The sequence below is a fragment of the Burkholderia sp. MSMB0856 genome (genome assembly GCF_001524645.2).
GTDB classification, from domain to species: domain Bacteria; phylum Pseudomonadota; class Gammaproteobacteria; order Burkholderiales; family Burkholderiaceae; genus Burkholderia; species Burkholderia diffusa.
Map to the genome: position 1 here is coordinate 1,571,308 of NZ_CP013427.1, position 13,237 is coordinate 1,584,544.

Sequence of the window (13,237 nt, forward strand, 5' to 3'; positions counted from 1 at the left end):
GCCCGTTGATCGAATGCCGCGCGCACGCGATCGCACGCGCGGCGCACATCAGGCGCCCGACGCCGCGGCGGCGGAGGCTGCCTTGTCCTTCTTGCTCTTCTTCTTCGAACCCTTCGTCGCCTTCGTGGACGACGCTGCGGCCGGCGCGCTCGCTCCCGCGTCGGCGGATGCCGCCGCGGCCGCGGCCGCCTTTTCCTTCTTCGACGCACGCTTGCCCTTGGCCGGCTTCGACGCCGCTTCCGGCGCGCTGGCGGCCGGGGTCGGCGCCGGCGCTGCGGTCGTCGGCGCCGTGCCTGCCGACGTCGTGGCCGACGTGGTTGCGGCCGGCTTCGACAGCTTCACGCCCTTCGGCGGCGTCGACGAGCCGCCGATCGTCAGGCCGTTTTCCTCGAGATGCCCGACCGACTTCGTGCCGAGACCCTTCACGCGGTTCGCGAGATCGTCTGCGTCCTTGAACGGGCCGTTCTTGGTGCGTTCGTCGATGATCGCCTTCGACTTCACGGGCCCGAGGCCCTTCACCGATTCGAGCGCGGCCTGGTCGGCCGAGTTGACTTCGACGGCCGCGGCGAGACCGGCGGCAAGCGACAGCGATAGCGCGACGAACAGCATCAGCAGCTTTTTCAGCATGGCAAAGGCTCCCTGGTTCTGACGGATGAATGGCTGTTGCAACGGACGGCGGGGCGAGGCTTCGCCGGGCGTCGCCGTTAAGCATAGGACAAATGCGTGCCCTTTTTGAGACAGGCTGACCGAATCTTGCTGAAGGCTTGCGTCGCTGTAAAGACAGAAAGTCGCGCCGTGCGGTGGTTTTGACCATTCTTTACGGTGTCAGCGGCGGTGATTTCAGATCGTTGTACTTGGCCGATCGATAACGCTTGACTTAGAGTGAACTCTAACTCCTAACCTTGATCCTGCCATGTCGAAAACCGTATCCAGACCTTCCGCCGCCGGTCCGCTGACGATCGGGCAAGTCGCCGAACTGACCGGCGTGTCGACGCATACGCTGCGGTATTACGAGCAGGCCGGCTTGCTGCGCGCGATTTCGCGCACGGCGGCCGGGCATCGGCTCTATGCGCCGGCCGACCTTGACTGGCTTGCCTTCGTGATGCGCCTGAAGGCGACCGGTATGCCGATCGCGCAGATGCAGCAGTTCGCGGCGCTGCGTGCGCAAGGCGAGTCGACGTTCGGTGCGCGGCGGCGCTTGCTGGCCGAGCATCGCGACGCGGTGCGCGCGCATATCGCGGAACTGCAGGCGAGCCTCGACGCGATCGGCGACAAGATCGCGTATTACGAGACGCAGGAGCGCGAGACGGAACGACGGGCGACCCCTTCTCACTCTTTATCGGAACAGGACGGACACCATGGAACAACGCGTTGACGATCGCTATGCGCGGGGCTGGGACAAGCTGAAGGAAATCGACGGTGAAGCGGGCGAGCGCGTGATCGCCTCGCTTGCGTCGATCGCGCCGGATTTCGGCCGGATGGTGATCGAATTTCCGTTCGGCGACGTCTACAGCCGGCCGCAGCTCGACCTGAAGTCGCGCGAAATCGCGACGATCGCGGCGCTGGCCGCGCTCGGCAACGCGCAGCCGCAGCTGAAGGTGCATATCGAGGCCGCGTTGAACGTTGGCTGCACGCGCGACGAGATTGTCGAGGTGTTCATTCAGATGGCCGTCTACGCGGGGTTTCCTGCTGCGCTCAACGCGTTGTTCGCGGCGCACGAGGTGTTCACGCGGCGCGATGAAGCGGCTGGCCGGGACGGCGGCACGACCGAAGCGGTCGCGCACGCCGCGTGATGCGGCGCGTGCCGGTGCGTCAGACGCGGTGCGGCGCGACGATCCGGTGTTTCGCGATCCGCCGGTACAGCGTCGCGCGCGAGATGCCGAGCGCCTGCGCGGCCGCGTCGGGCCGCCAGCGATGCGCGGTGAGCGCCGCGACGATGCGGCCGCGTTCGTCGTCCGGCAGCGCGCCGGCCGGACCGGCGCCGAGCTGCGCGGCGAGATCGGTCGGCAGGTCGCGCCGCGTCACGCGTGCGGCGTCGCATACCGCGCACGCATAGCGCAGCACGTTGCGCAGCTGCCGCACGTTGCCGGGCCACGGGTACGAGGCGAGTTGCTCGGCGAGCGACGCGTCGAGCGTGAGCACGTGGCCGGTCGCCTGCGCTTCCTCGGCGAATACCGCGGCGATCACGTCGCGCACGTCCGCGCGCTCGCGCAGCGGCGGCAGTTCGAACGTCGCGCCGCTCAGCCGGTAATACAGATCCTCGCGGAACGTGCCGTCGGCCACCATGCGCGCGAGATCGCGGTGCGTCGCGCAGATCACGTCGAGATCGACGCGTACCGGCGTATCGCTGCCGAGCGGCACGACCTCGCCGTCGGCGAGCACGCGCAATAGGCGGGTCTGCAGCGTGAGCGGCATGTCGCCGATTTCGTCGAGGAATAGCGTGCCGCCGTCCGCGAGCGCGATCTTGCCGCGCGCGCCGTGCTTGCGCGCACCGGTGAACGCGCCGGCCGCATAGCCGAACAGCTCGCTTTCGATCAGCGCCTCCGGCAGCGCGCCGCAGTTGACCGCGACGAACGGCCGTGCGCGTCGCGCACCGGCATCGTGGATCGCGCGGGCGAATACTTCTTTTCCTGCACCGGTTTCGCCCAGCACGAGAATCGGCAGCCGCTTGCTCGCGACACGCAGCGCGAGTTCGGCCTGTTGAGCGACGCGCGCGTCGCTGCTGTGCAGGAACGGCGTCAGCGCGCCGACGTGGCGCTGCGCGGTGCCGGGGCGGCGCGACGCCGTGCCGGTTTCGCGGCCGGTGCGCCGGAGCGGCGCGCGCAGCCGTGCATAGAGCGGGGCGCCGGTCGCGCGCAGCCGCAGCGCGACGATCGCGTCGAGCCGCGCGGCGTCGCGCAGCGGCATCTCGGTTGCGTCGAAGATCTCGTCGATATGGCGCGGTTCGCGCAGCGCCGGCAGCGCGTCGCGCGCTTGCCGGTTCGCGACGACGATGTTGCCGCACTCGTCGAACGCGATCAGCCATTCGGGCTGTGCCTCGACGTAATGACGATTCGGATGCCCGAACAATATCCAGTGCTGCGCGGTGCTGTGCACGAAATAGCCGTCCTCGATCAGCGCCGCGCTCTGCCGCACGAGCTGGTACACGAGCCGCTGGCTGTCGCGGCCGTCCGGCGACTGGACGGCCGATGCGTCGAGCACGCCGATCAGTTCGCCGCCCGGCGCGAAGATCGGGGCCGCGCTGCAGGTGAGCGTGGTGAACGCCGCGCGGAAGTGGTCGGTCTTGTGCACGGTGATCGGCGCGAGATCGGTCAGCACGCTCGCGACCCCGCAGGTGCCTTCCTCGCTTTCCGACCAGCACGAGCCGATGTGCAGCCCCGCATGACGGAAGTCGTTGCGGCGTTCGCGGTCGATCCGGTAGTCGATCGTCACGCCGTGCGCGTCCGTCAGCATCACGCAGTAATCGGCGACGCGAATCATGTCGTGCAGGCGCGTCAGGCACTGGCCCGATGCGCGCAGGAAGGCTTCCTCCTTGTCGCGGACCTCGCGCAGCTCGGCCGCGGTCAGTACGCGCGGGCCGATCGACGAGGCGGGGTCGAGCGCGTAGCGCTCGAGCGAGCGCTGCCACGACGACACGAGACGCGCGGAATCGGCCGGCGCGGGCAGGCGTCCGGCGAGCGCGCCGAGCACACGGTCGGCGTGCTGGGCCTGGGGGACGGCATAGGGCATGGTCGGCTCCGGTTCCGTACGGCGGGGAATTCGATGTTCTTGTAGCACATCCGTCTGCGCGGATCACATTGCATCGCAGCACGCGCGCGGCGTGAGACGTTCGTCTCAGCGACATCTCAGCCGGTCTCGCGCGGTTGAGACGCGCGGGCGTGCCACGTGCGACGGCGGCCCGGAGCATGGCGGTGCGCGCCGCGCCGCGATGCGCGTGGCTTGCCGGGCAGATCGCAACCCGGATGACGTTGCTGAAACCGGCGCACCGGGAGATCGACCGCGTGAGACGCACGGACGTTTTCGCGGGGCGTCGGGCCGTCGCGGCCGCAAATGGCGATGGCCCGCATAGCCGCCGCGCCAGTCTGCAAGGGGGTTCCGCGGTTGTTTCACGCACGGTGGCACGCCGCTTGCAGATGTCACGGGCAAGCTCGGCGCGGTCGCGTCGGCGACGACGATCCGCTGCCCTCGATGACGGCGGACGACACATGCAGGGCCGGCTCGAGCGCCGGTCCACTGGATGGAGACAAGCCCGTGACGACGCCCGTGACCGTCGGCGTGATCGCGAACCCCGCATCGGGGCGCGACATTCGCCGCCTGACGACGCATGCATCCGTGTTCCCGACGGCGGAAAAGGCCAACATGGTCGTGCGCCTGCTCGCCGGCCTCGGCGCGATGGGCGTCGAGCGCGTGCTGACCTTGCGCGACAAGACGGGCATCGCGACGCTGCTGATGCGTGCGCTCGACACGCATCGCGCGGTCGCGCCGCGCGAGCGCTGGCCGGACGTCGAATTCGTCGACCTGCCGATCTCCGATACCGTCGCCGACACGCACGCCGGCGCCGCATACATGCACCGGATGGAAGTCGCGCTGATCGTCGTGCTCGGCGGTGACGGCACCCATCGCGCGGTCGCCGCGCATTGCGGCGCGACGCCGCTCGTCGCGCTGTCCACCGGCACCAACAACGCGTTTCCCGAACATCGCGAGGCGACCGTCGCGGGCGTCGCGGCAGGACTCGCCGCGACCGGCGTCGTGCCGGCCGAGGTCGCGTTCGCGCGCAACAAGCGGCTCGTCGTGCGCTGCGCGGCGGGCGCGAACGCGGGGCGCGAGGAGATCGCGCTCGTCGACGTGTGCGCGGCCCGCCAGCGCTTCATCGGCGCGCGCGCGATCTCGGGGCCCGACGACATCGACACGCTCTATCTGACTTTCGCGGAGCCGGACGGCATCGGCCTGTCCGCGCTCGGCGGCGCGTGGGCGCCGCTCGAGCGCGGTGCGCCGCACGGGCTCGCGATGCGTTTCGCCGTCGACGGCAAGACCGCCGGCACGCCGCTCGTCGCGCCAATCGCACCCGGGCGCGTCGATCGCGTCGTGATGCGCAGTTGCGAGCGGCTCGAGCCGGGTGCGTGGCAGACGATCCCGTTCGAGCACGGCACGCTCGCGTTCGATGGCGAGCGCGAGATCGAGGTCGCGCGCGGCGACCGCTACGAGATCGCGCTCGACTGGCGCGGGCCGCTGACGGTCGATGTCGGCCGCACGCTGCGTTACGCGTCGTCACGGCAGTTGTTGCGCGATGCCGGCGCGTGGCGCGACTGACGATGGCTTCACGTTTCACCGACGGCCGGGCCGTCGTGCAATCCGTCGCCGGGGCGTTGCCGCGGCGGCATTCGCAGTCAGACCTACCCAGGAGACACACATGACCGTTTCGACACAGCTCAGCAGGGACACGCTGCTGGACGCCTACCGGCTGATGCGCACGATTCGCGAATTCGAGGAGCGCCTGCACGTCGAGTTCGCGACCGGCGAAATCCCCGGCTTCGTTCACCTGTACGCGGGCGAGGAGGCCTCCGCGGTCGGCACGATGCTGCACCTCGGACTTGAAGACTATGTCGCCACTACGCACCGCGGGCACGGCCACTGCATCGCGAAAGGCGTCGACGTGCACGGGATGATGGCCGAGATCTACGGCAAGAAGACGGGCGTCTGCCACGGCAAGGGCGGCTCGATGCACATCGCCGACCTGTCGATGGGGATGCTCGGCGCGAACGGGATCGTTGGCGCGGGCGGCCCGCTCGTGTGCGGCGCGGCGCTCGCGGCCAAGCACAAGAAGACGGGCGGCGTCGGCGTGTGCTTCTTCGGCGACGGTGCGTCGAACCAGGGCGTGATCTTCGAATCGATGAACCTCGCGTCGGTGTGGCGGCTGCCGGCGATCTTCGTGGCCGAAAACAACGGCTATGCGGAAGCGACGTCGTCGAGCTGGTCGGTCGCGACCGACAACATCGCCGATCGCGCGAACGGCTTCGGGATGCCGGGCGTGATCGTCGACGGTTTCGATTTCTTCGCGGTGCACGAGGCGCTCGGCGAAGCGGTCGCGCGCGCACGCAACGGTGGCGGCCCGACGCTCGTCGAAGTGAAGTTCACGCGCTATTTCGGTCACTTCGAAGGCGATGCGCAGACCTATCGCGCGCCGGGCGAAGTGCAGAAGCTGCGCGACGAGAAGGACTGCCTGAAGCATTTCGAAGCGCGCGTCGTGCGTGCCGAGGCGCTGACGACCGACGAGCTGCGCGCGGTCGATGCGCAGGTGAAGGCGCTGATCGACGACGCGGTCGCGCAGGCGAAGGCCGCGCCGCTGCCCGACGCGGCCGACCTGCTGACCGACGTGTACGTGTCGTACCCGTGAGCGCGATGTGACACAGCGGCCGCCGGCCCGAAGCCGGCACGGCGAACCCAATATTCCAGGAGACGGACATGGCAAGGAAGATCACTTATTCGCAGGCGATCAACGAGGCGCTCGCGCAGGAAATGGCGCGCGACGACAGCGTGATCGTGATGGGCGAGGACAACGCGGGCGGCGCGGGCGCGCCGGGCGAGGACGACGCATGGGGCGGCGTGCTCGGCGTGACGAAGGGGCTGTTCCACAAGTTTCCGGGCCGCGTGCTCGATACGCCGCTCTCGGAAGGCGGCTACATCGGCGCGGCGGTCGGCGCTGCCGCGTGCGGGATGCGGCCCGTCGCGGAGCTGATGTTCATCGATTTCATGGGCGTGTGCTTCGACCAGATCTTCAACCAGGCCGCGAAATTCCGCTACATGTTCGGCGGCAAAGCCGTGACGCCGGTCGTGATCCGCGCGATGTACGGCGCCGGCCTGCGCGCGGCCGCGCAGCATTCGCAGATGCTCACGTCGCTGTTTACGCACATTCCGGGGCTGAAGGTCGTGTGCCCGTCGACGCCCTACGACGCGAAGGGGCTGCTGATCCAGTCGATCCGCGACAACGATCCCGTGATCTTCCTCGAACACAAGCTGCTTTACACCCGCGAAGGCGATGTGCCTGAGGAATCCTATGCGATTCCGTTCGGCGAGGCGAACGTCGTGCGCGACGGCGACGACGCGACGATCGTCACATACGGACGCATGGTGCATCTCGCGACCGACGCGGCCGCGAAGCTCGCGAAGGACGGCATCCAGGTCGACGTGATCGACCTGCGCACGACGTCGCCGCTCGACGAGGAAACGATCCTCGAAAGCGCGGAGCGCACCGGGCGCGTGGTGGTGGTCGATGAAGCGAACCCGCGCTGCTCGATCGCGACCGACATCGCCGCGCTCGTCGCACGGCGCGCGTTCCGATCGCTCAAGGCACCGATCGAGCTCGTGACCGCACCGCACACGCCCGCGCCGTTCGCCGGCGTGCTGGAAGACCTTTACATCCCGTCCGCCGACGCGATCGCGCAGGCGGTACTCAAGACGAGGAGCTGACACGATGTCGATTCACATGATCACGATGCCCAAGTGGGGGCTGTCGATGGAGCAGGGGCAGGTCAACGGCTGGCTGAAGGCGATCGGCGAACGCGTGACGAAGGGCGACGAAGTGCTCGACGTCGAGACCGACAAGATCTCGTCGGGCGTCGAATGCGCGTTCGACGGCACGCTGCGCCGTCAGGTCGCGCAGGAAGGCGAGACGCTGCCGGTCGGTGCGCTGCTCGGCGTGGTGGCTGCAGCCGAGGCAAGCGATGCCGACATCGACGCGGCGATCGCCGAATTCCAGCGCGACTTCGTGCCGACCGCGGCCGCCGACGACGCGGCCGGCCCGCAACCCGAGAAGGCGCAGATCGGTGGACGCACGGTCCGGTTCCTGAAACTCGGCGACGGTTCGGGCACGCCAGCGGTGCTGATCCACGGCTTCGGCGGCGACCTGAACAACTGGCTGTTCAACCACGCGGAGCTCGCCGCGCATCGGCCCGTATGGGCGCTCGACCTGCCCGGGCACGGCGAGTCGGGCAAGGCGGTCGACACCGGCAGTCTCGACGAACTGGCCGACGCGGTGCTCGCGCTGCTCGATGCGCAGCACATCGAGCGTGCGCACCTGATTGGGCATTCGATGGGCGGCGCGGTCGCGATGGCGGCGGCGGAGCGCGCGCCGCAACGCGTGGCCTCGCTGACGCTGATCGCGAGCGCCGGGCTCGGCGTCGACATCAACCGCGGCTACATCGACGGCTTCGTCGCCGGCAACAGCCGCAATACGCTGAAGCCGCACCTCGGTGCGTTGTTCGCCGACAACGCGCTCGTCACGCGGCAACTGGTCGAGGATCTCGTCAAGTACAAGCGGCTCGAAGGCGTGCAGGCCGCGCTGGAGAAGATCGCGAACGCCGCGTTCGACGGCGCGTCCCAGCGGCGCGTGTTCCGCGACCGCGTCGGGGCGCTCGCGCCGCGCACGCTCGTGATCTGGGGCGAGCGCGACCAGGTGATTCCGGCGCAGCATGCGCAGGGCTTGCCGGACGGCGTGCGGGCCGAGGTGATCGCCGGCAGCGGTCACATGGTGCAGATGGAGGCGGCTGCCGACGTGAACCGCCTGATCGTCGCGTTTCTCGGAGACTGACGATGGCCGCCGCGCTCGAACGACCCAGCCTCACCGCGCTCGGCCAGCCGGGCGCGAGGAGCCGCGACAAGCTCGCGCGCATCCCGGTGCGCGTCGAACCCGCGGCCGGCGCGGCGCTGCCGAAGCCGCCGTGGCTGCGGGCGCGGCCGATGATGAGCGGGGCGGTCGCCGACATGGCGGCCGTGCTGCGCGATCACCGGCTGCATTCCGTCTGCGAGGAGGCGATGTGCCCGAACATCGGCGAATGCTTCGCGCAGCGCACCGCGACGTTCATGATCATGGGCGGACTGTGCACGCGGCGCTGCCCGTTCTGCGACGTCGCGCACGGCCGCCCCGAGCCGCTGGATCCCGACGAGCCCGCGCGGCTCGCCGACGCGGTCGCGGCGCTCGGGCTGCGCTACGTCGTGATCACGTCGGTCGATCGCGACGACTTGCGCGACGGCGGCGCCGCGCATTTTGCGGCCTGCATCGAGGCGGTGCGCGCGAGCGTGCCGGGCATCGGCGTCGAGGTGCTGACGCCCGACTTCCGTGGCCGCGTCGCGCGGGCGCTCGATGCGTTGTCGTCGGCGTGGCCGGACGTGTTCAATCACAACATCGAAACGGTGCCGTCGCTGTATCGGGCGGCGCGGCCGGGCGCCGATTATCGCGGTTCGCTCGACCTGCTTGCGCAGGCGAAGGCCGCACGGCCGACGCTCGTGACGAAATCGGGCTTGATGCTCGGGCTCGGCGAGCGCGACGACGAGGTGCGGGACACGCTGCGCGACCTGCGCGCGCACGAGGTCGACGTGCTGACGCTCGGCCAGTATCTCGCGCCGTCCGCGCATCATCTGCCGGTGCGCCGCTACGTGAGCCCCGATGCGTTCGCCGCGTGGCGCGACGAGGGGTTGGCGCTCGGTTTCAGGGAAGTCGTTGCCGGCCCGCTCGTGCGGTCCTCGTACCACGCGGCCGACGTGCTGGAGGACGCGTAGGCCGCGCGCCGTGCGTCATGCGCTGTATGCGCTGACGGCCGGTTGCGCGCGGCTGACGTGGCGCAGGTAGAGCGCGAGGCCTGCGCCCGCGAGCATCAGGCTGATCGTGTTCGCGAACCAGAAGCCGCGCGCGCCGGTCAGCCAGGCCGGTGCGATGCCGCCGACGTCGAAGCCGAGCACGTAGCCGCCGCCGAGCCCGACGCCCCACAGCGCGACCGCATAGATTACGGTCGGCACGACCGCGACCTTGTACGCGCGCAGCACGAAGGCGGACGTGATCTGCAGCGCGTCGAAGAAGTGGTAGCAGGTGACGATCGCGACCAGCGGCAGCGCGGCGGCGGCCACGGCCGGGTTCGGTGTGTAGCCGCCGACAATCAGCGGACGCAGCGTGAACACGAGCACGCCGTACGCGGCCGCGATTCCGCACGCGAGCATCACGCTGTGCCGGCCGAGCAGGCGTGCCTCTTCCGGGCGGCCGGCGCCGAGTGCGCGCGCCACCAGCGTCGACGCCGCGACGCCGATCGACAGCGGCGTCATGTACAGCACTGCGCCGATGTTGCCGGCGATCTGGTGGCCGGCGAGCGTCGTCGTGCCGAATTGCGCGATGAAGAGCGCCATGCACGTGTACGACGTGACCTCGATCAGGTACGACAGGCCCATCGGCACGCCGAGCTTCAGGATCGCCTTCTGGCGTGCCCAGACGGGCCAGCAAAAGCGAGAGAAGATCGAAAGCGGCGAGAACACGTCGAGCTTCGCGAGCAGCGTGAAGCCGATCAGCGCGAGCGCCCAGTTGATCAGCGTGCTGGCGAGCCCGCAGCCGGGGCCGCCGAGGGCCGGCACGCCGAGGCCGCCGAAGATGAACCACACGTTGAGCGGAAACTTGAGCAGCAGCGCGCCGACCTGCAGGATCATCGCGAGGCGCGGCTTGCCGGCTGCGTTGGTCAGCGCGTTGTAGATCCGGAACACGAGGCTCGCCGGCAGGCCGTACGACAGGATCCGCAGGTAATCGACCGTGCGGTCGTGCAGCGCGGGCGGCGCGTGGGCGATGTGCAGCAGCGGTTCGGGAAAATGCAGCAGCAGGAAGCCGGGCACCGCGAGCATCAGCGCGAGCCACAGCGCCTGGCGGACTTCCTCGCCGATTTCCGCGTAGCGCCGCGCGCCGTACAGTTGCCCGGTGATCGGCTGCAGCGCGGACAGGATGCCCGTCATCCCGATGTAGACCGACACGTAGATCGACGAACCGAGCCCGAGTGCGGCCAGGTCGATGGCCGAATAGCGGCCGACCATTGCCGTGTCGATCACGCCGAACGCGATGATCGCGAGCTGGCCGACGAGCACTGGCCATGCGAGACCGACGATCCGGCGGATGTCGGCGAACATTGTCAATCGACCGTCCGGTGGCGCGCGCCGCGGCGCTTGACGGGCGCGGTCGGTCGCTCGATGCGCTCGTACAGGCGGAAGCGTTCGTCGCGGTCGGCGACGCGGCGGCCTTCCCACACGAGACGCCACACGTATTGCGACATCGCGCTCGGCTCGCCGAAGTCCGCGCGATCCTGGCGCAGGATCACGTCGCAGTCGCCCGAGAACTCGAAGTGCATGTCGCCGAAGTATGCGAAGGTCGCGATCTGCGCATCGCCGAGCCGCACGGGCGAGATGCACTCATAGTCTTTGGGCAGATGCGACGCGATCTGCTGCGCGACGTCGCTGTAGGTCCGGCCGTAGTTGACGATCGGCAGCCACAGCGTCATCAGCAGCACCCACATCAGCGTGGTGCCCGCGCCCGACAGCACGACGCTGCGCCACAGCACCTTCGGCTGGCGCGAGATGCGCCAGCGCGCCAGCAGGCACCAGCACACGGTGACGATCACCGCGCAGATGAACGACAGGATCTTGAAGTGCGGTTCGTAGCCCGGCACGAGGCGCGCGAGGTTGCGCGCGAGCGGGTGCGGGAAGCCGGTGAGCGACGCGAGCCATACGAGCCACACGAAGGTGCCGAGAATCGTGAAGCTCAGCACCGCGAACCAGTCGAATGCGTTGATCGCGCCGCGCTTGAGCGTCGGCAGCGCGAAGGTGGCGAGCACCGCGAGCGGCGGCAGCAGCAGCATGTACATGCGGTTCGACTGCTGGCTCTGCAGGATCACGAGCGCGACGAGCGGCACCACGACCGACAGCGGAATCGCGATGTGCGCGCGGCGGCGCATGCCGGCCCAGCTCCACCAGGCCCAGATCGCGAGCGGCCACGCGGGCCACGTGAACAGCGGCAGGTTCTTCGCCGCGTAGGCGAGCACCGCGGTCGGCGGGCCCGAGAAGCGCATCAGGCTGCCATGGATCCACTGGTTGAAGAACCACGCGGCGTCGTCGGGTGCCGCGTGGAACGCGGCGAGCGGCCATAGCGCGAAGATCGCGGCCGCGAGCGGCAGGCCGATCAGCGGCAGGCGCAGGTTGCGCATCTCCGGCGTGACGAGCCACAGCGCGGCGGTGCCGGCGAGCAGCGCGACGACGAGCACCGGGTTGCCGGACAGCGCGACGAGACCGATCGCGATGCCCCACCACAGCGCACCCTGCATCGGCTTGTCGATGCCGCGCACGATGCCGTACACGAACATCGCGATCCACGCGAACTGCGCGAGTTGCGGCGTCGTTTCGTGGCCGCGCTCCGCGAGTCCGAAGCACGCGACGAGGACCAGCAGCGCGCCGTCGGCGAGCGTGCGGCCGTAGTCGCGCGGCTCCGGCTCGCCGCCGAATGCGTACTTGAACGGCTGGACCTCGGCGCGCCGGCCGAGCAGGTAGGCGGCGTACCAGACGAACGCGCACGCGACGCAGAACAGCACGCCCGTGTCGACGCGCGACGCGTTGCTCGCGTCGACCCACGGCGCCAGCGCGCGGATCGACAGCGCGCCGAGCCAGTAGCCGAGCGGCCCGTCGGTCGTGATGAACTTGCCGACGAGATTCGGCAGCAGCCAGTCGTGCCAGCCGCCGGTGGCCATCGTCCACATCACGCCGAAACCCGCCGCGTCCTCGTTCTTCCACGGGTCGCGGCCGAACAGGCCGAACGCCGCGTAGACGAGGCAGAGCGTGAGCAGCAGCCAGCGCGGCAGCGCGCGCGTGGCGGAGGCGGTGAGACGAACGACTGGCTTCATGCAGATGAGCGATTTGTTATGGGCGGGCGGCCGGCGCGGTCACGCGCCCGCCGACGGCGCCGGATTCGAGCATCCGGCATTGTAGACGCGCCGGCCGTTGCGCGTCGGACGATTGCCCCGGCACCGGCCTGCGTGCGGTGTTTTCCCGGCGAGCGGAGACAAAAAAGGGCAGCCTGGGCTGCCCTTTCGTGCGGTACCGGTGCGTTGCAACCACCGGATCGGTGCGAAGCTTACTTCGCGACCTTGCCGCTGGCGCGTGCGCCGAACTTGTTCTTGAACTTCTCGACACGGCCTGCCGTGTCCATGATCTTTTGCTGACCCGTGTAGAACGAGTGCGATTCCGACGACACTTCGATCTTGGCGAGCGGGTAGGTCTTGCCTTCGTGTTCGATGGTTTCACGCGTCTGGATCGTCGAGCGCGTGATGAACTTGAAGCCGTTCGACATGTCTTGGAAGACGACTTCGCGGTAGTCCGGGTGAATGCCAGGTTTCATGATGTTCCTTGGTGAGAGCGGTAGCCAACCCGCCGCTTGCCGTGCCGG

12 protein-coding genes are annotated in these 13,237 nt (G+C 69.2%); 7 read left to right on the forward strand and 5 right to left on the reverse strand.

The features are described from left to right. Positions 1-48 precede the first annotated feature (48 nt). Positions 49-627, reverse strand: a complete 579-nt coding sequence (locus WS87_RS08505; protein ID WP_059817565.1) for a ComEA family DNA-binding protein — start codon at positions 625-627, stop codon at positions 49-51. 286 nt (positions 628-913) lie between these two features. On the opposite strand from WS87_RS08505, the gene WS87_RS08510 reads away from it, so the two are divergent. Together WS87_RS08510 and WS87_RS08515 are read left to right on the forward strand one after the other, a co-directional pair. Next, on the forward strand, positions 914-1,375 hold the full coding sequence (locus tag WS87_RS08510; protein ID WP_059817564.1) for a MerR family transcriptional regulator: 462 nt from the start codon (positions 914-916) through the stop codon (positions 1,373-1,375). Next, positions 1,359-1,793 carry a carboxymuconolactone decarboxylase family protein gene (locus WS87_RS08515; protein WP_059698510.1) on the forward strand — a complete coding sequence of 145 codons (435 nt, stop codon included), beginning with the start codon at positions 1,359-1,361 and terminating at the stop codon, positions 1,791-1,793. The genes WS87_RS08510 and WS87_RS08515 overlap by 17 nt, the downstream gene beginning before the upstream one ends. A gap of 19 nt (positions 1,794-1,812) precedes the next feature. On the opposite strand, the gene WS87_RS08520 is transcribed toward WS87_RS08515, so the two are convergent. After that, positions 1,813-3,729 carry a sigma-54-dependent Fis family transcriptional regulator gene (locus WS87_RS08520; RefSeq protein ID WP_059817562.1) on the reverse strand — a complete coding sequence of 639 codons (1,917 nt, stop codon included), beginning with the start codon at positions 3,727-3,729 and terminating at the stop codon, positions 1,813-1,815. 522 nt (positions 3,730-4,251) lie between these two features. On the opposite strand from WS87_RS08520, the gene WS87_RS08525 reads away from it, so the two are divergent. The 5 genes from WS87_RS08525 to lipA all read left to right on the forward strand — a co-directional run bounded on the left by WS87_RS08525 (position 4,252) and on the right by lipA (position 9,555). Then, entirely contained in the window at positions 4,252-5,310 is a 1,059-nt protein-coding gene (locus WS87_RS08525) for an ATP-NAD kinase family protein (protein WP_059817559.1), read from the forward strand. A gap of 100 nt (positions 5,311-5,410) precedes the next feature. After that, complete coding sequence (locus WS87_RS08530; RefSeq protein WP_059529873.1) at positions 5,411-6,394, forward strand: thiamine pyrophosphate-dependent dehydrogenase E1 component subunit alpha; 984 nt, start codon at positions 5,411-5,413, stop codon at positions 6,392-6,394. Positions 6,395-6,462: 68 nt separating this feature from the next. Then, entirely contained in the window at positions 6,463-7,467 is a 1,005-nt protein-coding gene (locus WS87_RS08535; RefSeq protein ID WP_059529875.1) for an alpha-ketoacid dehydrogenase subunit beta, read from the forward strand. A 4-nt stretch (positions 7,468-7,471) separates the two neighbouring features. Beyond that, positions 7,472-8,587 (forward strand): acetoin dehydrogenase dihydrolipoyllysine-residue acetyltransferase subunit, encoded by a 1,116-nt coding sequence (locus WS87_RS08540; protein ID WP_059817557.1) that lies wholly within the window; start codon positions 7,472-7,474, stop codon positions 8,585-8,587. A gap of 2 nt (positions 8,588-8,589) precedes the next feature. Continuing rightward, on the forward strand, positions 8,590-9,555 hold the full coding sequence (gene lipA, locus WS87_RS08545; protein ID WP_059817549.1) for a lipoyl synthase: 966 nt from the start codon (positions 8,590-8,592) through the stop codon (positions 9,553-9,555). Positions 9,556-9,570: 15 nt separating this feature from the next. Here the strand turns inward: lipA and WS87_RS08550 are convergent, their stop codons facing one another. The 3 genes from WS87_RS08550 to WS87_RS08565 all read right to left on the reverse strand — a co-directional run bounded on the left by WS87_RS08550 (position 9,571) and on the right by WS87_RS08565 (position 13,189). Continuing rightward, positions 9,571-10,935: an MATE family efflux transporter gene (locus WS87_RS08550; RefSeq protein ID WP_059817547.1), complete on the reverse strand. Its 1,365-nt coding sequence runs from the start codon at positions 10,933-10,935 to the stop codon at positions 9,571-9,573. A 2-nt stretch (positions 10,936-10,937) separates the two neighbouring features. Further along, positions 10,938-12,695: an ArnT family glycosyltransferase gene (locus WS87_RS08555; RefSeq protein ID WP_059693257.1), complete on the reverse strand. Its 1,758-nt coding sequence runs from the start codon at positions 12,693-12,695 to the stop codon at positions 10,938-10,940. A 230-nt stretch (positions 12,696-12,925) separates the two neighbouring features. Beyond that, on the reverse strand, positions 12,926-13,189 hold the full coding sequence (locus tag WS87_RS08565) for a type B 50S ribosomal protein L31 (RefSeq protein ID WP_040144297.1): 264 nt from the start codon (positions 13,187-13,189) through the stop codon (positions 12,926-12,928). Between the last annotated feature and the right edge of the window lie 48 nt (positions 13,190-13,237).

Excerpts from the sequence above, each read along its gene's own strand:
- WS87_RS08535 (WP_059529875.1), top strand. The coding sequence starts at position 6,463 with ATGGCAAGGAAGATCACTTATTCGCAGGCGATCAACGAGGCGCTCGCG.
- WS87_RS08510 (WP_059817564.1), top strand. The coding sequence starts at position 914 with ATGTCGAAAACCGTATCCAGACCTTCCGCCGCCGGTCCGCTGACGATC.
- WS87_RS08520 (WP_059817562.1), bottom strand. The coding sequence starts at position 3,729 with ATGCCCTATGCCGTCCCCCAGGCCCAGCACGCCGACCGTGTGCTCGGC.
- WS87_RS08555 (WP_059693257.1), bottom strand. The coding sequence starts at position 12,695 with ATGAAGCCAGTCGTTCGTCTCACCGCCTCCGCCACGCGCGCGCTGCCG.
- WS87_RS08565 (WP_040144297.1), bottom strand. The coding sequence starts at position 13,189 with ATGAAACCTGGCATTCACCCGGACTACCGCGAAGTCGTCTTCCAAGAC.
- WS87_RS08515 (WP_059698510.1), top strand. The coding sequence starts at position 1,359 with ATGGAACAACGCGTTGACGATCGCTATGCGCGGGGCTGGGACAAGCTG.
- WS87_RS08550 (WP_059817547.1), bottom strand. The coding sequence starts at position 10,935 with ATGTTCGCCGACATCCGCCGGATCGTCGGTCTCGCATGGCCAGTGCTC.
- WS87_RS08540 (WP_059817557.1), top strand. The coding sequence starts at position 7,472 with ATGTCGATTCACATGATCACGATGCCCAAGTGGGGGCTGTCGATGGAG.
- WS87_RS08505 (WP_059817565.1), bottom strand. The coding sequence starts at position 627 with ATGCTGAAAAAGCTGCTGATGCTGTTCGTCGCGCTATCGCTGTCGCTT.
- WS87_RS08530 (WP_059529873.1), top strand. The coding sequence starts at position 5,411 with ATGACCGTTTCGACACAGCTCAGCAGGGACACGCTGCTGGACGCCTAC.
- lipA (WP_059817549.1), top strand. The coding sequence starts at position 8,590 with ATGGCCGCCGCGCTCGAACGACCCAGCCTCACCGCGCTCGGCCAGCCG.